The sequence below is a fragment of the Aquisalimonas asiatica genome (assembly GCF_900110585.1).
Classification (GTDB): domain Bacteria; phylum Pseudomonadota; class Gammaproteobacteria; order Nitrococcales; family Aquisalimonadaceae; genus Aquisalimonas; species Aquisalimonas asiatica.
Genome location: NZ_FOEG01000013.1, coordinates 15,505 through 34,087, shown reverse-complemented (window position 1 = coordinate 34,087; position 18,583 = coordinate 15,505). Strand labels below are relative to the sequence as shown.

Below are 18,583 nucleotides of genomic sequence, written 5' to 3'. Positions count from 1 at the left end.
AATCACGGAGGCCCCATGGATCAGCAGGAATACGCCCGCCGGCGCCGCGAGCTCATGAACCTCATGGGTGACAACGCGGTGGCGGTGGTGGCCGCAGCCCCCGAGCGGCCGCGCAACCGGGATGTGGTCCATCCCTACCGTCAGGACAGCGACTTTCACTACCTCTCCGGCTTCCCGGAGCCCGACGCGGTGCTGGTGCTGATCCCCGGGCGGGAGCATGGTGAATTCGTGCTGTTCTGCCGCGAGCGTGATCCGGAAAAGGAAGTATGGGACGGGCCGCGCGCCGGTCAGGACGGTGCCTGCGAGCGCTATGGCGCCAACGACGCCTTTCCCATCGATGACATCGACGAGATCCTCCCGGGGATGCTCGAGGACAAGCATCGCCTCTACTGCACCATGGGGCTGAATCCCGACTTCGATCACGCCATTCTCGGCTGGGTGAATCAGGTCCGCACCCGCGCCCGTGCCGGCGCGCGCACCCCCGGCGAGTTCGTGGCGCTGGAGCACCTCCTCCACGAGATGCGGCTGATCAAGAGTCCGGCGGAGCTGGAGCAGATGCGTGCAGCGGCACAGGTCTCGGCCGAGGCCCATCGCCGCGCCATGGCCGTGTGCCGCCCGGAGATGCCGGAATACGCCCTGGAGGCGGAGTTCCAGCACATCTTCCGCCGCAACAACGGCTGGCAGGCGTATCCGCCCATCGTCGGTGGTGGCCGCAACGGCTGCATCCTGCACTACATCGAGAACAACGCCACCCTTCGCGACGGCGACCTGGTGCTGATCGATGCGGGCGTGGAGCTGGACTGCTACGCCTCTGACATCACCCGGACCTTCCCGGTGAACGGCCGCTTCACCCCGGAGCAGCGGGCCGTCTACGAGATCGTGCTGGCGGCCCAGGAGGCGGCCATCGCCGCCGTGCAGCCCGGCAACCACTGGAATATGCCCCACGAGGCGGCGCTGCACGTGCTGGTGCAGGGGCTGGTGGACCTGGAGCTGCTGCACGGTGACGTGGATCAGCTCATTGCCGATGAGGCGTACCGGCCCTTCTTCATGCACCGGACCGGCCACTGGCTGGGCATGGACACGCACGACGTGGGCGATTACCGCATCGATGGCGAATGGCGATTGCTGGAGCCGGGCATGGTGGTCACCGTGGAGCCGGGCCTGTATATCGCCGACAACATCCCCGAGGTGGACCCGTGCTGGCATAACATCGGCGTGCGCATCGAGGACGATGTGGCCGTGACGGCCACGGGCCACGACATTCTCAGCGCCGGCGTGCCCAAGACCGTCGCCGACGTGGAAGCCGCCATGGCGGGGGAGTGAGCGCGGTGGCGGCGGCAACAGCGGATGTGGTGATCGTCGGGGGCGGCCTGGTGGGCGCCAGCCTGGCCATTGCCCTGGGCGGCAGCGGGCTGCAGGTGCGCGTGGTCGACCCGGTAACCGCCACGGCCCCGGAGCAGCCCAGCTACGACGACCGCAGCACGGCCCTGTCGCCCACCAGCCGCAGGATTCTCGAGGCGCTGGAGCTGTGGCCGGCCATCAGCGGTGAGGCGGCGCCGATCCGCACCATCCACGTCTCCGACCGGGGCGGGTTCGGCGTTACCCGCATGCAGGCGGAGCAGGAGGGGCTGGACGCCCTGGGGCACGTGGTGCCCAACCGTGTGCTGGGCCGGGTGCTGCGGGAGCGGCTGGCGGCGCAGCCGGATGCGGTGCAGTCCGTGACCGCCCGGGTCGAGTCGGCGGAACCGGGGCCCGATGCCGTGCACCTGACCCTGGACGACGGCACGGACCTGGCTGCACGCGTCGTGGTGGCGGCCGACGGCACGCGCTCGGCGCTGCGGGAGCGCCTGGGCATCGACCTGCGCGAGACCGATTACGACCAGGTGGGCGTGGTGGCGAACGTGACACCGGCCCGGTCCCCTGACGGTCGCGCGTTCGAGCGGTTCACGCCGGAGGGGCCGCTGGCGCTGCTGCCGCTGGCTGGAGGGCACTGTTCGCTGGTCTGGACGGTGTCGCCGCAACGGGCCGAAGCGCTGGCCGCCCTGGGCGATGCGGACTTTCTCGCTGCCCTGCAGGAGGCGTTCGGCTACCGTCTCGGGCGGTTTCTGCGGGTGGGCCGGCGCGTGGCCTATCCCCTGGGGTTGAGCCGCAGTGCCCGGCGCGTGGCCGGCCGCAGCGTGCTCATCGGCAATGCCGCGCGCACGCTGCATCCGGTGGCCGGGCAGGGGTTCAACCTGGCCCTGCGCGATGTGGCCGAACTGGCGGAGCGGTTGCACGGCGCCGGGCGGCGCGGCGAAGACCCCGGGGCGCCAGCGTTGCTGCAGGGCTACGCCGACGCCCGCGAAAGCGATCACCGCCGCGTCACCGCCATGACCGACGGGCTGGTGCGGTTGTTCTCGAACCGCCTCCCGGGGCTGCGGCTGGCCCGCAATCTCGGGCTGGTGGGCATGGAGTTGTTGCCCGGGGCGCGTGACGGGCTGGTCCGTCAGGCCATGGGCCGGGGCAGCCGGCTGCCCCGGCTCGCCCGCGGGCTGTCGCTGGAGTCGCAGCATGGCTGAGCAGCGCACGGACGTCATCATCATCGGCGGCGGCATGGTGGGGCTGACACTGGCCGCCGGCCTGGCCGACACCGGCTTTACCGTTGCCGTGGTCGAGGCGAGACAGCCGCCGCCGTGGGATGAGGCGCACACCAGCAACCGGGTCTCGGCGATCACCCACACGTCGCGCCGGATTCTGGATCGTCTCGGCGCCTGGGATGCTATCGTCGGCCGGCGTGCCAGCCCGTTTGAAGCGATCCGCGCCTGGGACGCCGCCGGTCACCCCGGTGTGACCTTCCACGCCGCGGACCGCGGCGAGGCGTGGCTCGGCCACATCGTCGAGAACACGCTGATTCAGGATGCGCTGCGCGAGGCCGTGGGCCGGCGTGCCGGGGTCGCGTTGTATTGCCCCGTCGCCGTGGACGACCTGCACACGGGTGACGACGCAGTGACCGTGCGGCTTGAAGACGGCCGCCGGCTGCGCGGCGGCCTGTTGGTGGGGGCGGACGGCGCCAGCTCCATGGTCCGGGAGCACGCCGGTATCCCGGTGCGCGAGCGGGATTACGGCCAGCGCGGGATTGTCGCCACCATCACCACCGAGCAGCATCACGGCGCCGTGGCGCGGCAGCGGTTTCTCCCGGAAGGCCCGCTGGCGCTGCTGCCCCTGGTGGATGGCCGCTGCTCCATTGTCTGGTCGGCGGAGAATGCCCGTGCCACCGAGCTCCAGGCTCTCTCCGACAAGGAATTCAATACCGCCATGACCGCTGCCTCGGAGGCAGTGCTGGGTCAGGTGACGGCCAGTGTCGACCGTGCCGCGTTCCCGCTGCGCCGGCTGCATGCGGAATCCTACGTGGCCCCGCGGGTCGCCCTTGTTGGCGACGCCGCCCACGTCATCCACCCCCTTGCCGGGCAGGGCGTCAACCTCGGTTTTCTCGATGCCGCCGCGCTGGTGGACGTGATGGCGGCGGCGCGGGAGCGGGGGCGCGACCCCGCGGGCTACGGCGTGCTGCGCCGCTACGCCCGCTGGCGCCGGGGCGATAACCTGCTCATGCAGTCGGCCATGGACGGTTTTCACTGGTTGTTCAGCAACGATGATCCCTGGCGTTCACTGCTGCGCAATGCCGGCCTGGGCGTGACGGACCGGCTTTCACCGGCCAAGGCGCTGTTCGTCGATCAGGCCGTCGGTCATCGCGGAGACCTTCCCAGTCTCGCCTGCAGGTGATACATGTTGGTGGGGTGTAACCCCTGATGGCGACGGATCACCCGACATGGCACGGCAGCTCACATCTGAAAAGCGGACCTTTCTTGTCGGTGCGGCCATTGGTGCCGGCATGACCGCCCGGGCGGCCGCCCATGGCGGTGCCGACTTCCTCCTGGCGCTGCACGCCGGGCGCCTGCGCGTCATGGGCGCCCCGTCCATCTCCTGCATGCTCCCGGTTGCGGATAACAATCGCGCGGTACTGGAGTTCGCCCGCGCCGAGATTCTCGGCCGGGTCGACCTGCCGGTGTTCTTCGGCGCCTGCGCCTTCGATCCCCGCGTTGATCTGGAGGCGCTGGTGGCGGACGTGAAGGCGGCCGGCTTCGACGGCATCTGCAACTTCCCCACGGCGGTCCACTTCGACGGCGCCATGCGCGAGAACCTGGAGTATGGCGGCGGCGGCTTCGGCCGTGAGGTCATGCTCATGCAGGTGGCCCGCAACCAGGGGCTGCAGACGTGCGGTTACGTGCGCCAGCAGGAGGAGGCCGTGCTCATGGCCGATGCCGGCGTGGACGTGGTGTGCATCAACTACGGCTGGAATGCCGGTGGCATGGCCGGGGTGCCAAGCCGCTACACCCTGGAGGATGCGGGCGAGCACGCGCGCCAGGTGTTCGAGGCGGTGCGTCGCCGACGCCCGCGGGTGCGCTGCGCCGTGGAGGGCGGGCCGATCACCACGCCGGAGGAGGCCCAGCAGGTGGCGGAGGCCTCCGGCGCCGCTGGCTATATCGGTGGCTCCACCATCGACCGCATTCCCCTGGAGACGGCCGTTGCCGAGACCACATCCGCCTACAAGGCGGTGGCGACACTGCAGAAACGCATTCACAGCCTCAAGAGCGAGTGGCTGGGCGAGGGGCACGAATTCGGGCTCATCGGCCGCTCCGCCGCGATCACATCGGTGGTGCAGATGATCCGCAAGGTCGCGGACAGCGAACTGTCCGTGCTGATCTCCGGCGAGAACGGCACCGGCAAGGAGCTGGTGGCGCGCGCCGTTCATGCCGCCAGCAGTCGCCGGGACCAGCGCATGGTGGCGGTGAACTGCGCCGCCATTCCGCGGGAGCTGCTGGAGAGCGAGCTGTTCGGGCACGAGGCAGGCGCTTTCACCGGCGCGGTCAAGGCCCGCGTGGGTCGCTTCGAGCAGGCCAGCAACACCACGCTGCTGCTGGACGAAATCGGCGATCTGGCTCTGCCGCTGCAGGCGAAGCTGTTGCGGGTGCTCGAGGATGGCTCCTTCGAGCGCCTGGGCACCAACACGCCGCGCAAGACCCGCGCGCGCATCCTGTGTGCCACCAATCAGCCGCTGCGGCGCATGGTGGCGGAGGGCGCGTTCCGCGAGGATCTGCTGTACCGGTTGAATGCCGTGGAGATCACGCTGCCGTCCCTGCGCGACCGGATCGAGGATATTCCACTGCTGGTGCGCCATCTGCTGCCCACCATCGCCGAAGAGATGAATCCGCGCGTCCAGCAGATGGATGCCTCCGCCTACCGCGCGCTGATGCGCCACACCTGGCCCGGCAACGTGCGGGAGCTGCGCAACGTGCTGGAGCGGGCGGTGATCATGTGCGACGGCGATGCGGTGACCGCCGCGGACCTGCCCGTGCTCGATGCCGTTCCGTTCACGGGTGGCGGCAATGTGCCGGCGGAGACCGCGGCCGCGCCGGCGGCGACCGTGGCCGAACCGGTGGTCCGGGAGCCCAGGGACGAGCGCGCCTGGATTCTGGCTGCCCTGGAGCGCAACCGGTTCCGGCGGGGGGAAACGGCCAGGGATCTCGGCCTGGCGCGAAAGACGCTCTACAACAAGATGCGCCGCTACGATCTGTTGTAATGCCGCAGTGCCCCCACGCCCTCGGGGCGTGGTGCCGTCTGCAATGCCGCGAAGCCCGGGTGCAGGTGAATGCGGACGATACCGGTGCTGGCGCTGCGGGCCTCCGCCGCCATCGCCAGCACTGCCTCCGCGCGCTTTTCACGCTGTGCCGCATCCGGACTGCTCAGGCCCGGCGTAATCACCAGCGTCCCCGGCCGCGCGTCCAGTGCCGCGGTCATCTGTTCCCGGGTGTGAACGATGATCGCCGTCTCCATGCCGGCCTCCCCGGCCAGCCGGAGCATCGCAAGCTCCTCCTCGAAACGGAAGCCGGAATGATCCAGCGCGGCGGCCAGCTCCCCGGCCAACGGGGCGACGCTTGGCCAGTTGGCAATGCCCCGGTATCCGGCGGCCCGGAGTTGCTCCAGCAGCTCGGCGGGGCGGCGAAACGGGTCGTGGGCCAGCACGGCGGCCAGGGTCGAGGCGCCCGGTGGTGTGCCGTCCCGGGTGGCGGCCAGCAGCGCGCCGTTGTTGTCGCCAATGGGTAAGGTGCACGCCATGGTGGCCAGGTGCGGGTCGAGGCCGGCGGTGAGCGGGCTGAACAGGGCCGGGGCCGGGTGCAGGTCCGCGGCCTCCGCAAGTGTGGCAACCAAGTATCCGTCCCGATCGCGTTCTGCTTCCATGGTCGTTTCCCGTTATGAGTAGGAGTGGGTAACAACGGGTAGGTGTTACCCGTTGTTACCCGTTCTGTTTTGGTGCGAAGCCCCAGGAAACGGCGTTATAACCCGGTTTCCCGGCACTGGCATGGCCTGTGCAACAGCTCGGGTCAGAATGACAAGCCTGCGTGGACAGCCGCCCCAAGGTTGCCACAGGTCAGGCGGGGTGCCGACCCAGACCCCGGAGCATGGAGGAGAATCATGACGCGCAAGGCGTACGTTATCGGGACCTGCGACACCAAGAGCGCCGAGCTGCGCTATGCCTGCGGCCTGCTGCGCGCCGCGGGCGTGGAGGCGGTGCTGGTGGATATCGGCACCCGCGGCGATGGCGGCGAGGCGGATATCCGCGCCGCCGATGTGGCTGCCAATCACCCCGACGGCCAGGATGCCGTGTTCCTGAACGACCGGGGGCAGGCGGTGGCGGCCATGGGCGAGGCGCTGCGGCGTTTCATCACCACCCGCTCCGACCTGGGCGGTGTGCTCGGCATGGGAGGCTCCGGCGGGACTGCCATGATTGCGCCGGCCATGCGCGAGCTGGACGTGGGCGTGCCCAAGGTCCTGGTCTCCACGGTGGCCTCGGGCAACGTGGCGCCCTACGTTGGCCCCAGTGACATCACCATGATGCCCTCGGTTACCGATGTTGCCGGCATCAATCGCATCTCCCGCCAGGTGCTGGGCAACGCCGCCAACGCGCTGGCGGGCATGATGAGTAACCGGATTCCCGAGGACCGCGGCGACAAGCAGGCCATCGGCCTCAGCATGTTCGGTGTCACCACCGACTGCGTGAACCGCGTCAAGGACGTGCTCGCCGCCGACTACGACTGCCTGATCTTCCACGCCACCGGCACCGGCGGCCAGTCCATGGAGAAGCTGGCCGACAGCGGCATGGTTGCCGGGGTTCTGGATATCACCACCACCGAGGTCTGTGACCTGTTCATGGGCGGTGTCTTCAGCGCCGGCGAGGACCGGTTCGACGCCATCGCGCGCACCGGCGTGCCCTACGTGGGCTCCTGCGGCGCGCTGGACATGGTCAATTTCGGCGCGCCCGAGACCGTCCCCGCCGAATACAGCGGGCGCACCTTCTACGAACACAATCCGCAGATCACGCTCATGCGCACGACCCCCGGGGAGAATGCGCGCATGGGACGGTGGATCGGCGAGAAGCTCAATCGCTGCAACGGCCCGGTGCGGTTCCTGCTGCCGGAGGGCGGCGTGTCGCTGATCGACGCGCCCGGGCAGCCGTTCCACGACCCGGAAGCCGATGCGGCATTGTTCCAGGCACTGGAGGAGACGGTGCAGCAGACGGCCGACCGTCAGCTCATCCGGTATCCCCATAACATCAACGATCCGGAGTTCTCGCAGGCTCTGGTGGACCACTTCCGCGCCGTCATGACGGCCCGGTGAAGGAGGCAACAGTGAGCAGGTGGACAAGGGAAAAACTGGTCGGCCACTTCCAGGCGATGGTCAAGCGCGGCCAGCCCATCATTGGTGGCGGCGCGGGCACGGGGCTGTCGGCCAAGTGCGAGGAGGCCGGCGGCATCGATCTGATCGTCATCTACAACTCGGGCCGTTACCGCATGGCCGGTCGCGGCTCCCTGGCGGGGCTGATGGCCTACGGCAATGCCAACGAGGTGGTCAAGGAGATGGCCCGCGAGGTGCTGCCGGTGGTCAAGGAGACGCCGGTGCTGGCCGGTGTCAACGGCACGGATCCGTTCATGATCACCGACCACCTGCTGGCGGAGCTCAAGGCCATGGGCTTTGCCGGCATCCAGAACTTCCCCACCGTGGGACTCATCGACGGCACCTTCCGGGCCAACCTGGAGGAGACCGGCATGAGCTACGCCCGGGAGGTGGAGGTGGTGAGCAGGGCGCGGGAGATGGATCTGCTCACCACGCCCTACGTGTTCAGCGAGGACGACGCCATTGCCATGACCCGGGCCGGGGCCGACATCATCGTGTGCCACCTGGGCCTGACCACCGGCGGCAGCATCGGCGCGGAGACGGCCATGACCCTGGACGACTGCATCCAGCCCATCAACGACTGGATCGCCGCCGCCCGCGAGGTCCGGCCGGACGTGATTGCACTGTGCCACGGCGGCCCCATCGCCATGCCCGACGATGCCCGTTACATCCTCAAGCACTGCCCGGGTTGTAACGGCTTCTACGGTGCCTCCAGCATGGAGCGGCTGCCCACCGAGCAGGCCCTTACCGACCAGACGCGCGCCTTCAAGGCGATTGCCGAAGGCTGACGGGAAGCGGTGCAAGCATGACTCTGGATACATTCTTTTTCCTGTCCCTGAACGGTCTCACCCTGGCGGCCCTGCTGTTTCTCATGGCCACCGGGCTGACCCTGGCCTTCGGCCTGATGCGGGTGGTGAACCTGGCCCACGGGGCGTTCTACCTGCTGGGTGGCTACGTCGGCGTGCAGGTCGTCCAGGAGACGGATTCGTTGATGCTGGGCATTCTCGTGGGCGGGCTGGTGGCCATGGCCGGCGGCGTGCTCATGGAGCGCCTGCTGCTCCAGCGGGTGCGCGGGCTGGATCTCTCCGAGGCGCTGCTCACCATCGCCGTGGGCATGATCATCGCCGACGGTCTGCTGGCCATCTACGGCGGTTCGTCCATCAGCCTGCCGCTGCCCCCCGATCTGCGCATGCCCATGGATCTCGGCGTCATGATGTACCCCACCTTCCGGGTCTACATCATGATCGGTGCCCTGGCCCTGGGCGTGATTCTCTGGGTGGTGATGACCCGCACCCGCATCGGCGCGGCCATCCGCGCCGGGGTGGATGACCGGGAGACGGCCATGACCCAGGGCATCAACGTGCCGCTGCTGTTTGCCGGCGTGTTCGGGGCCGCCAGCTTCCTCGCCGGCGCCGCGGGCGTGATCGGCACCTCTTACATGTCCCTCGGGCAGGGGCTCGACGTGCGCGTGCTGATGCTGTCGCTGGTGGTGATCATCATCGGCGGGATGGGGTCGCTCAAGGGGGCGGCCGTGGGTGCGCTGATCACCGGCATGGTGTACAGCTTCGCCTCCGGTTATCTGCCGCAGTTCGCCCTGTTCTTCCTGTTCCTGCCCATGACACTGATTCTGGTTTTCCGGCCCCAGGGCCTGTTTGGACGGACGACATGAAACGCGAAACGCTAGTGATTCTTGGTGTAGTCGCCGGGCTGCTGGTGTGGTTGCTGATCGCGGGTGACTACGCCGTCTCCCGCACCAACCGCGCCATGATCTATGCGCTCATGGCCCTGAGTTTCTCGGTTCTGGCGGGGCGGCTGGGATGGTTCTCCCTGTGCCAGACGACCCTGGCGGGGGTGAGCGGTTACGTGGTGGCGATTCTCGGCGCCCAGCACGGGCTGCCTTATGCGGTGGTCATCCCCTCGGCCATACTCACATCGGTGCTGTTCGCCGTGGTCTTCGGCGTGCTGACCGTGCGGGCCAAGGCGGTGAGCTTTCTCATGCTCACGCTGGCGCTGGGTCAGATGGTCTGGGCGCTGTCATTCCAGTGGGTGGGGCTCACCGGCGGCTACAACGGCATCTCCGGTGTGCGCCTGCCCATGGTCCTCGGGTTCAATCTCAATGACCCGCGGGTGTTCTATGTGCTGCTGGCGACCTGCACCGTGCTGATCTTCCTGGGCGTGCACCGCTTCTACAAGTCCCGGTTCGGTCTGCTGCTGCTGGGCATTCAGGAGAACGAACAACGCATGCGCGCCCTCGGGCATCCGGTCTATCTGGCCCGGTTTACCGCCTTCGTGCTGGCCGGCGCCATCGCCGGCGTGGCCGGGGTGTTCCTGGTCTACGACATGGGCATCATGACGCCGTCGCCCCTGTCACTGAACCAGGCCGTGCTGGTGCTCACCGCCGCCGTGCTGGGGGGCTACCGCACCATCTGGGGCCCGGCCCTGGGGGCGGCCATCCTGATTACCCTGCAGACCGGCGTGTCCCAGTACACCGATCGCCACATGATGGTGGTGGGCGGGGTGCTGGCGCTGTGCATTCTGCTCATGCCGCGGGGGCTGTCCGAGTTCCCGTGGAAATCCCTGGTTCGCGGTCGCAAGGCCTCGACTTCGTCCACATAACGACAATCCGTCCGGAGGAGGACGTCTCATGAAAGCACTCAAGACCATTGCAATCGGGAGCGCTTCGGCCCTGGCCGTCGCTGCCACCGTCAACGCCCAGGCCGATGACACCCTGCGGGTTGGCGTGATCGGTCCCACCAGCGGTGTGTTCTCGTTCTTCGGTGAACAGCAGCGCATGGGTGTGGAACTGGCGATCGAGGAGCTTGGCGGCGAGGTGGCCGGCTACGATCTGGAGGTGGAGTTCTACGACTCCCAGGGCGATGCCGAGGTCACGGTTGACCAGCTCCGCGCCATGGATTCCCGGGACAATGTCGACGTGGTCGTGGGCCCCGTCCTCGGTGGCACCGGCCTGGCCGGGCTGGAGTGGGCGAGCGGCTCCGGTGTGCCAACGGTCATCTCCTACTCGGCCTCCGAGGACATCACCATGCGCGACCGGGTGGACAACGTGGTGCGCGCCGGCTGGACCGGCGCGCAGCCCATGTTCGCCTTCGGCGCCTATGTGGCCGAAGAGCTGGGTTACGACGACATCATCATGGTCGGCCAGGACTATGCCTTCCCCTACGACCAGCTCGGCGGCTTCATGCGCGGATTCTGTGAGGCGGGCGGTGGCTCCGTGGAGCGCATCTGGCACCCGCTGGACACGGCCGACTACAGCTCCATCCTCGCGACCCTGCCGGACGGTGATGCGGTGCTCTACAACGGCGCCGGCAGTGACGGCCTGGCCTTCTTCGAGCAGTACCGCGACTTCGGCATGCACGAGCGTATGACCCTGCTGGGTGGCTCCAACTTCTATGCCGTCGGCGACCTTCCGGAGATGGGCGAGTCGGCCAAGGGTGGTCTCTCGGCGCTGCAGTATGCCGAAGGCCTGGAGACGGACAACTTCATCGCCTTCCGTGACGCGTTCTGGGACATGCACGGTGAGGACACCATGCCCCTGGCCCCGGCCGAACACGGCTACGTGGCGCTGAAGATGGCGGTGGGCGCCGTGGAAGAGGCCGAGAGCCTGGATCGGGACGCCATCATCTCCGCCCTGCGCGAGACGGAGATGGAGGATGCCCCGCGCGGCCCCTTCCACCTGGATGAGTACGGTAACCCCGTGCAGAACATCTACATCAACGAGGTGAAGGAGGTCGACGGCCGGCTCAAGAACGTGCCCATCGAGACCTACGAGGAAGTCAGCCAGTTCGGTCCTTACGACCCGGACGAGTACCTGGAGTCGGACCCGTACGACCGGGATTTCCCGCCGTCCGACTGCAGTGACGACTTCTACCAGCAGTAAACGCAACGCAGGAGCGATTGCATGAGTACGGAGCAGGCATTGGGCGTCGCTGGCATTGCCAAGTCGTTCGGATCGCTGGTGGTGGCCAGCGACGTCCACCTCTCCGTGGCGGCCGGAGCCCGCCACGGCCTGATCGGCGTCAACGGCGCCGGCAAGACCACGCTGTTCAACATGATCGCGGGCGAGTTGCGGCCGGACCGTGGAGACATCCACTTCTTCGGCGACCGCATTACCCGGGATTCGGTGATCCAGCGCACCCTGAAGGGGCTGGGGCGGACGTACCAGGTCTCCACGCTGGTGCCCACGGTCACGGTCCGGCAGAACCTGGCGCTCGCCCGCGGCGACGGGCGTCTGCCGTCGCTCTGGCAGCCCTGGGACGAGGCCCTGGATGATGTGCTGCTCGCCACGGCCGACCGGCTCGGGCTGACGCCGTTGCTGGACGATCTCGTCTCCAGCCTCTCCCACGGCACGCTGCGGCAGCTGGAACTGGCCATGGTGCTGGCCCAGGAGCCCAGGCTGTTGCTGCTGGATGAGCCGGCTGCGGGGCTGTCGCGTTCGGAGCGGCAGGTACTCACCGAAATGCTTCGTGATCTGCCGCGGGAGGTGACATTGCTGATGATCGAGCACGACATGGACATGGTCCTGGCACTGAGCGACCGGATCTCCGTGCTGCACCAGGGCGAGGTCTTCGCCGAGGGATCCCCGGACGAGATCGCCGCCCACGACGGTGTGCGTGACATCTACCTGGGGCGTGCCCATGACTGAATCGATGATTTCCGTTGCCGACCTGAATGCCCACTACGGCCTCAGCCACACGCTGCAGGGCCTGAACCTGCGCGTGGACCGCGAGTGTGTCGCCATCATGGGGCGCAACGGTGTCGGCAAGACGACGCTGGCCCGGGCGCTGGTGGGGCTCAATCCGCCCAAGGTGGAAGGCCGCATCAGCATTTTCGGTACCGATGTCAGTGGCTGGGCGCCGCACCGCATCGCCCGGCATGGCGTTGGCTACGTGCCACAGGGCCGACGGCTGTTTCCGTCCCTGACGGTGGAGGAGCACCTGACGCTCAACCGGCGCCCGGGGCCGACCGGAGAACAGTGGACCATCCAGGCCGTCTACGACATGTTCCCGTCCCTGGCCCAGCGGCGGAAGTCCTACGGCAACCAGATCTCCGGTGGTGAACGCTCCATGCTGGCCATCGGCCGGGCGCTGGTGACCAATCCGGGCTGCCTGATCCTGGACGAGCCCACCGAGGGGCTGGCGCCGTCGGTGGTGGAGACGGTTTCCAACGGGCTGAGAGACCTGAGCCGTGAGGGCGTGGCGGTGCTGCTGATCGAGCAGAATGTCAAGGCCGCGGCGCTGGCCGCCGACCGCGCGTACTTCATGGCCGAAGGGCAGATCGTCTACGAGACCAGCGACAAGGACGACATGACCGACGACGAGGTGCTCGGCCGGTATCTTGGTGTCTCCGCCTGAGCGGCGTCGCACCTCCATGGCAAAGTCGCTGCGCCTGACTATACTTCCGATGCGTAACAACTATACCAAGCGTTCAAGCTGGTTGGTAACGCACGGGGGCATCGGGCGTGCTGACTCGCAGTCTGCTTCATATCACTCCAACGGGAGACGCCGTGCAGTTGCCGGAGGCGATACAGGCCTCCGGGTGGACGTGTTTCCCGGCGGATACGCCTGAAGAGGCGGAAGCCCTTCACCAGCGCGAGCGGTTCCGGGTCGGTGTCATCAGTCTCGGGCCCCAGGGGCTGACCAGAGACTGGCACGACCTGCTGCTGTCCATGCGCCATGTCCGTTGGATCGCCTCCCTGCCGCGGGAGTGCCTCTCCGTGGGCGCAGTCGTGGATGCCATCTGCGACCACTGCTACGACTTCCACGTGCTGCCCCTTGATCCCCAGCGCCTGGTGTACTGTCTCGGCCATGCCTGGGGGATTGCCGGACTGGGCGCCGAGTCGCCGGGGGATGGCTGCGCGGGGCCCATGGTCGGCAGCAGCCCGGCCATGAAGCGGCTCTTCCGATTGATTCCGCGGTATGCGCGGTCGCGGGCGCCGGTGCTGATCCAGGGCGAAAGCGGGACGGGCAAGGAACTTGCTGCACAGGCGATCCACGATGCCTCGGGGCAGGCCGACGGGCCGTTCGTGGCGGTAAACTGCGGTGCGCTGCCCGCGTCACTGATCCACTCGGAACTCTTCGGCCATGAGCGCGGTGCATTCACCGGCGCCTCGAGCCGGCGGATCGGTCGGCTCGAGGCGGCCGATGGCGGCACCCTGTTTCTCGACGAGATCGGTGACCTGCCCATGGATCTGCAGGTGAACCTGCTGCGCTTTCTCCAGGAGGGCACGTTCGAGCGGCTTGGCGCCACCCGGCAGGTGCGCCCCCGGGTGCGTGTCATCGCTGCAACATACGTGGACCTGGAAGACTCCATCGCCCGCAACAGCTTCCGCGAAGACCTCTACTACCGCCTCAATGTCCTGCGTCTTGAACTCCCGCCCCTGCGGGACCGTGCCGACGACGTGCTCTCCCTGGCCCAGCATTTTCTGCAGGAGTTCGCTGGCGAGGGCCGGGGGCGCGCCAAGGGCTTCAGCCGCCACGCCATCGAGGCCATGCAGGTCCACAACTGGCCGGGCAACGTGCGCGAGCTCATGAACCGGGTCCGCCGCGCCGCCGTTCTCAGTGATCACGCGCTGATCACGCCACGGGATCTGGGGCTTGAGCGTCGCCGGCAGATCCACCGGACGGTGGACTGTCTGGCAGTCGTACGGCAGGAGGCGGAACGGGTGGCGATCCGCAATGCGTTGGCACGCTACACGCATAACTATTCCCTGGCGGCGCAGGCCCTGGGGGTATCGCGCGCCACCCTGTACCGCATGATCAGACGCCACGGACTGGAGGTGCGCTGACCGGGCGGTGCCCTGAAGAAGCACAATGCCCGGCTGCCGTCGGGCTCAGAACTGGGGGTCCGGCGATGAGAGTGGTGCGTTGGTCGGCGATCGGTGCGGCGGTGGTCCTCTCCTTCAGTCATTCCCTGGCCCAGGCCCAGAGCGAGGACAGCGGCGACCGCGCCCGCGATGTGGGCGTGGTCACCGGTGAGCGATCGGTGCTCAGCTCGCGCGGCTCGTTGGTGGTGGAGCCCTCCCTGCAGTACACCCATGCGGGGTCCACCCAGGTGGATATCCAGGGGTTCACCGTCATCCCGGCCATTGCCATCGGCCTGATCAACGTGAGCCAGGTCCAGCGGGACACGTTCACCACCGCCCTGACGCTGCGTTACGGCCTCACGCAACGCCTGGAGGTGGAGGCGCGCATCCCCTACATCTACCGCGAGGAGACCATCCGCGAGCGGGAGATTCTGGCGGACAGCAGCTACCCGGGCGTGGAGCGCTCCACCGGCTACGGCCTTGGCGACATCGAGGCGGGGATCCGGTACCAGATCAACACCGGCGCCGAGGGGCCGCTGTTCGTGGGCGGGTTGCGGATCAAGTCCGACACCGGCCGGGGGCCGTTCGATGTGGATACCCAGGAACTCCTGACCGACGAGGGTGACAGCATCGGCGAGGCGTTCCTGGAGCAGCCCACGGGCTCCGGGTTCTGGAGCGTGCAGCCGAGCCTGAGCATGATCTACCCGACCCAGCCGGCAGTTCTTTACGGCCACGTCAGTTATCTCTGGAGCATCGAGCGCGATGTGGGTGGCGAATACGGGCTGGTCGACCCCGGTGACGCCATCAGCTTCGGCCTGGGCATGGGGCTGGCCGTGAATGACCGCACGTCGTTCAGCCTGGGGTACGACCATTCGGTGGTCGGGCGCACCCGTCTCAAGGATCGCAGCCAGAGCGAGATCCAGCCCAATTTCCGCCGCGTGCAGGTGGGCACGGCGTCGCTCGGGATCAGTCAGCGCCTGGGGGCGCGCACCACCGCCAATATCGGTCTGGGGTTCGGTGTCACCGAAGCCGCGCCGGATGTGCAGATCTCCCTGCGCCTGCCGTTCCGGTTCTGAACTTTCATGGAGGCTGCACCGCGGGGCTGGTATCGCGAGTGGGGGGCGAGCCTGTCGGGCGACTCGCGGAGCCCCGGCCCGCAGGCCGTCCGGCCCGAAGGGTGGCGGCAGGGACGCCGCCATCGATTTACAGCACAGGGATGTGCTGTAAATCGACCAGGCCGGAGGGACGGATCAAGGCGTAGCGCCGGAGCCCGACAGGCTCGACCCTCACTCGCCCCTGACCCGGGCACCAATTACCGGATGACCTGCATGACCGCCTGGGCTTCCAGCATGCGGTCACGGCTGATGCTGGTGACGCCGCGCACGCCCTGCAGGTCCACGTTGAACTCGGTGAAGTTCTGGATGCGGATGTTGTCGATCTGGTTCTGCACCACCCAGCCGATCGAGCGCCCGGCAGCCATGGCGTCCGCGTCCAGGGCGCCCACCCGCAGCCCTTCTGTTTCCAGGCCGGTGTGGTTGAGCTGGACGCGGCCGTTGTCCCACTGCACGTGGGCGGCGTAGTCGCCGTTGATGAGCACGCCGCTGTCCATGCTCAGGGTCAGCATGCCGCCGCCGGGCAGCATGAAGCCGCCGCGCATCTCGGCGAGCAGGGCGTCGTCCACGGGATTCAGTGCCTGGAAGAACGGCTCCGCCGCGTTGGCGTGAGGGGTGGCGATGCACAGGCTGAGGGCCAGTGTGCGAAGCACGGTACGCATGTCAGTAGTCCCCCGCACGGGGCAGTGACAGGGTGAAGCCATCCAGGGTTGGCCGTTGCAGCGCGATGCCGTAGGGGATATGCGTGCGCACCGCCCACTGCTCGGTGCGGTTGAAGGTCTTGCTGGCCTGCTCCACGTTGTCGCGCACCAGGAACAGCAGCCCGTTCCAGATCCGTTTGAACTCCGCGCGGCTGTAGACACGCACCCCCAGCGCCGGGTCGCCCACCAGGACCTCCTCCGGTGACACCCCCTGTATCACCACGAAATGGCGATAACCATCGGTGTTGATCAGGGCGATCGCCGGGATGCCGGTGCCCGCCAGGGCGTCGAGCCCGGCGCGAAAACCGTCGGCGTTGAGGCCACGCTCGGCGAGGAAGTGCTTCATGTCGAGCATCGAGAACCCCTCGGTCTGCACGCGCTCGGCATCGGCGTTCTCCAGCATGCCTTCCAGCGCCGTGCGCTCATCGATGGGGTCGTCGTAATGGTAGGTGAGCAGCGTCGCCACGGAAGCGGCGCCGCAACTGAAATCGTAGGCCTGGCGGACGACACCGTGGAAGCGGGCGTCGCGCATGTTGACCACGTCCACGGCCAGCGTGGTGGCGGCGCCGGACAGCCACACCGTGCCGGCGCTGGCCGGGGCTGCCGCCATCAGCAGGCAGGCCAGGCACAGCCACTGTTTCATTGCGACACCGTGACGTTGAGGACCGTGGAGTCCTGGATGATCACATGGTTGCCGCTGTTCTGGATCACCGAGGTGATGCCATGGACGTCGCTGAAGGCGCCGTGGGAGACGTTGTTGTCGCCCGTGTAGGCCGTACCGATCTCGTTGTCCGTGAGAACCGCCTGGCCCGAGAGCAGACCGAGCTGGGCGTGATACTGGCTCGACATGCCGCGGTGGGCGTCCATCTCCTCGGCCTCCAGCGGCGAGGCGAACAGAGCGTCGCCATCGGCGGCGCCGACAACCGGAAGCAGCAGAACCGTTACGGCGGCAGTGCAGAACAACAGGGCCCGGGTCTTCATGGATCGCACCTCCTGGAAGTGGCGGGCTTCCGCGAACGGAAGCCCGCCAGGGATCACGCCGGATCAGTCGAAGCTCAGGTTCGACTGCACCGTGACGTTCTGCTGGGTCAGGCTGTTGGAGCCGCTGTTCTGCGACGCCTGGTTGATGCCCGCGATCTCGCCGAAGGCACCGCCGCCGATCCAGTTGTCCGCCGAGAAGTTGCTCTCGCCATTGAGATCCACGTAGTTGCCGGACACCTCGCCCGACAGCTCGCTGCTGGCCACCGCCTGGCTCATGTTGATGGAGGTGGTGGAGTTGTCGTTGTAGGAGTCCGCTACGGAGTTGTCGGAGTTGTCGTTGTAGGAATCAGCGATGCTGTTATCGGAGTTGTCGGAATTGTCCGAGTGGTCCGAATTGTCCGAGTTGTCGTTCCCGGAATCGCTGATGTTGATGCTGTTGTCGGAGCTGTCGTTGCCCGAGTCAGCGATGTTGGTGCTGTTATCGGAGCTATCGTTGCCCGAATCCGCAACATTGGTGCTGTTGTCGGAATTGTCATTCCCCGAATCGCTGACCGTCGTGTTGCCGGAGTCGGCGATGCTGGTGCTGTTGTCAGAGCTGTCATTGCCGGAATCGGCAATGCTGTTGTCGGAGTTGTCGTTCCCCGAGTCGGCGATGTTGGTGCTGTTGTCGTTCTGGGAGTTGTCGTTCCCGGAATCGCTGACCGTGGTGCTGTTGTCAGAACTGTCGTTGCCGGAGTCGGCCACATTGGTGCTGTTGTCGGAACTGTCGTTGCCCGAGTCCGAGATACTGTTGTCCGAGTTGTCGTTGCCGGAGTCGCTGATGTTCTGACTGTTGTCGGAACTGTCATTGCCGGAGTCCGCAACATTGGTGCTGTTGTCAGAGCTATCGTTCCCGGAATCGTTCGTGCTGTTGTTGGAGCTGTCGTTCGCGGAATCGGCCCAGCTCTTGCTGCTGTCGGCCGTGGCCGTGGATTCACCAGCCGCCGAGGCGGACGCATTGTCGGCGTTGGCGTTGTTGTCGTTCTCGGCGAGCACCATTCCGTGCATCCCCAGGCCGAATACGGCAGCAATGGAGGCCGCGATGATTGCGTTGGTCTTCTTCATGATTGAACTCCTTACACGCGTCTGTCTCTGAGGAAAAGTACCGGCACGGGCGCACCGCTCGGCTCGGCGTGGTGCAGGACAGCAAGAGGCGGGCC

At 67.3% G+C, this 18,583-nt stretch carries 18 protein-coding genes; 13 read left to right on the top strand and 5 right to left on the bottom strand.

All coding sequences use genetic code 11. The features are described from left to right. The first annotated feature begins 15 nt into the window (after nt 1–15). Genes pepP through BMZ02_RS17375 form a run of 4 tightly spaced genes read left to right on the top strand, consistent with a single transcriptional unit; the run spans nt 16 to nt 5,617 of the window. The gene (gene pepP, locus BMZ02_RS17390) at nt 16–1,323 is read left to right on the top strand and encodes a Xaa-Pro aminopeptidase (RefSeq protein ID WP_091646186.1); all 1,308 of its coding nucleotides are present in this window, start codon (nt 16–18) and stop codon (nt 1,321–1,323) included. 5 nt (nt 1,324–1,328) lie between these two features. Then, complete coding sequence (gene ubiH / locus BMZ02_RS17385) at nt 1,329–2,558, top strand: 2-octaprenyl-6-methoxyphenyl hydroxylase (protein WP_091646290.1); 1,230 nt, start codon at nt 1,329–1,331, stop codon at nt 2,556–2,558. Beyond that, the gene (locus BMZ02_RS17380) at nt 2,551–3,759 is read left to right on the top strand and encodes a UbiH/UbiF/VisC/COQ6 family ubiquinone biosynthesis hydroxylase (protein ID WP_091646185.1); all 1,209 of its coding nucleotides are present in this window, start codon (nt 2,551–2,553) and stop codon (nt 3,757–3,759) included. The genes ubiH and BMZ02_RS17380 overlap by 8 nt, the downstream gene beginning before the upstream one ends. A 46-nt stretch (nt 3,760–3,805) precedes the next feature. Beyond that, nucleotides 3,806–5,617: a phosphoenolpyruvate hydrolase family protein gene (locus BMZ02_RS17375; RefSeq protein ID WP_091646183.1), complete on the top strand. Its 1,812-nt coding sequence runs from the start codon at nt 3,806–3,808 to the stop codon at nt 5,615–5,617. Here the strand turns inward: BMZ02_RS17375 and BMZ02_RS17370 are convergent. After that, entirely contained in the window at nt 5,602–6,276 is a 675-nt protein-coding gene (locus BMZ02_RS17370) for a phosphoenolpyruvate hydrolase family protein (RefSeq protein WP_091646181.1), read from the bottom strand. The two genes, BMZ02_RS17375 and BMZ02_RS17370, sit on opposite strands and share 16 nt — an antisense overlap. 234 nt (nt 6,277–6,510) lie before the next feature. On the opposite strand from BMZ02_RS17370, the gene BMZ02_RS17365 reads away from it, so the two are divergent. The 9 genes from BMZ02_RS17365 (at nt 6,511) to BMZ02_RS17325 (ending at nt 15,666) form a co-directional block, all read left to right on the top strand. Further along, nucleotides 6,511–7,713 carry a Tm-1-like ATP-binding domain-containing protein gene (locus tag BMZ02_RS17365; RefSeq protein WP_091646179.1) on the top strand — a complete coding sequence of 401 codons (1,203 nt, stop codon included), beginning with the start codon at nt 6,511–6,513 and terminating at the stop codon, nt 7,711–7,713. 11 nt (nt 7,714–7,724) lie between these two features. After that, nucleotides 7,725–8,558 (top strand): phosphoenolpyruvate hydrolase family protein, encoded by an 834-nt coding sequence (locus BMZ02_RS17360; protein WP_216110923.1) that lies wholly within the window; start codon nt 7,725–7,727, stop codon nt 8,556–8,558. A gap of 17 nt (nt 8,559–8,575) precedes the next feature. Continuing rightward, nucleotides 8,576–9,439, top strand: a complete 864-nt coding sequence (locus tag BMZ02_RS17355) for a branched-chain amino acid ABC transporter permease (RefSeq protein WP_091646176.1) — start codon at nt 8,576–8,578, stop codon at nt 9,437–9,439. Then, nucleotides 9,436–10,386 carry a branched-chain amino acid ABC transporter permease gene (locus BMZ02_RS17350; protein ID WP_091646175.1) on the top strand — a complete coding sequence of 317 codons (951 nt, stop codon included), beginning with the start codon at nt 9,436–9,438 and terminating at the stop codon, nt 10,384–10,386. Before BMZ02_RS17355 ends, BMZ02_RS17350 begins: the two co-directional genes overlap by 4 nt. A 28-nt stretch (nt 10,387–10,414) precedes the next feature. Next, nucleotides 10,415–11,665, top strand: coding sequence for an ABC transporter substrate-binding protein (locus tag BMZ02_RS17345; protein ID WP_091646174.1), 1,251 nt, complete (start codon nt 10,415–10,417; stop codon nt 11,663–11,665). A gap of 21 nt (nt 11,666–11,686) precedes the next feature. Then, a complete protein-coding gene (locus tag BMZ02_RS17340) occupies nt 11,687–12,430 on the top strand; it encodes an ABC transporter ATP-binding protein (RefSeq protein WP_091646172.1) in 744 nt (247 codons plus the stop codon). Continuing rightward, entirely contained in the window at nt 12,423–13,139 is a 717-nt protein-coding gene (locus BMZ02_RS17335; RefSeq protein ID WP_245754069.1) for an ABC transporter ATP-binding protein, read from the top strand. Before BMZ02_RS17340 ends, BMZ02_RS17335 begins: the two co-directional genes overlap by 8 nt. A 107-nt stretch (nt 13,140–13,246) precedes the next feature. Continuing rightward, on the top strand, nt 13,247–14,572 hold the full coding sequence (locus BMZ02_RS17330) for a sigma-54 dependent transcriptional regulator (RefSeq protein WP_091646168.1): 1,326 nt from the start codon (nt 13,247–13,249) through the stop codon (nt 14,570–14,572). A gap of 65 nt (nt 14,573–14,637) precedes the next feature. Continuing rightward, the gene (locus BMZ02_RS17325; RefSeq protein WP_139209260.1) at nt 14,638–15,666 is read left to right on the top strand and encodes a hypothetical protein; all 1,029 of its coding nucleotides are present in this window, start codon (nt 14,638–14,640) and stop codon (nt 15,664–15,666) included. 236 nt (nt 15,667–15,902) lie between these two features. On the opposite strand, the gene BMZ02_RS17320 is transcribed toward BMZ02_RS17325, so the two are convergent. The 4 genes from BMZ02_RS17320 to BMZ02_RS17305 form a co-directional block, all read right to left on the bottom strand. After that, nucleotides 15,903–16,364 (bottom strand): hypothetical protein, encoded by a 462-nt coding sequence (locus BMZ02_RS17320; RefSeq protein WP_091646164.1) that lies wholly within the window; start codon nt 16,362–16,364, stop codon nt 15,903–15,905. A 1-nt stretch (nt 16,365) separates the two neighbouring features. Beyond that, nucleotides 16,366–17,046 carry a C39 family peptidase gene (locus BMZ02_RS17315; RefSeq protein ID WP_091646162.1) on the bottom strand — a complete coding sequence of 227 codons (681 nt, stop codon included), beginning with the start codon at nt 17,044–17,046 and terminating at the stop codon, nt 16,366–16,368. Next, a complete protein-coding gene (locus tag BMZ02_RS17310; protein WP_091646160.1) occupies nt 17,043–17,384 on the bottom strand; it encodes a hypothetical protein in 342 nt (113 codons plus the stop codon). The genes BMZ02_RS17315 and BMZ02_RS17310 overlap by 4 nt, the downstream gene beginning before the upstream one ends. A 63-nt stretch (nt 17,385–17,447) precedes the next feature. Next, entirely contained in the window at nt 17,448–18,488 is a 1,041-nt protein-coding gene (locus BMZ02_RS17305; RefSeq protein ID WP_091646158.1) for a hypothetical protein, read from the bottom strand. Nucleotides 18,489–18,583: the final 95 nt, after the last annotated feature.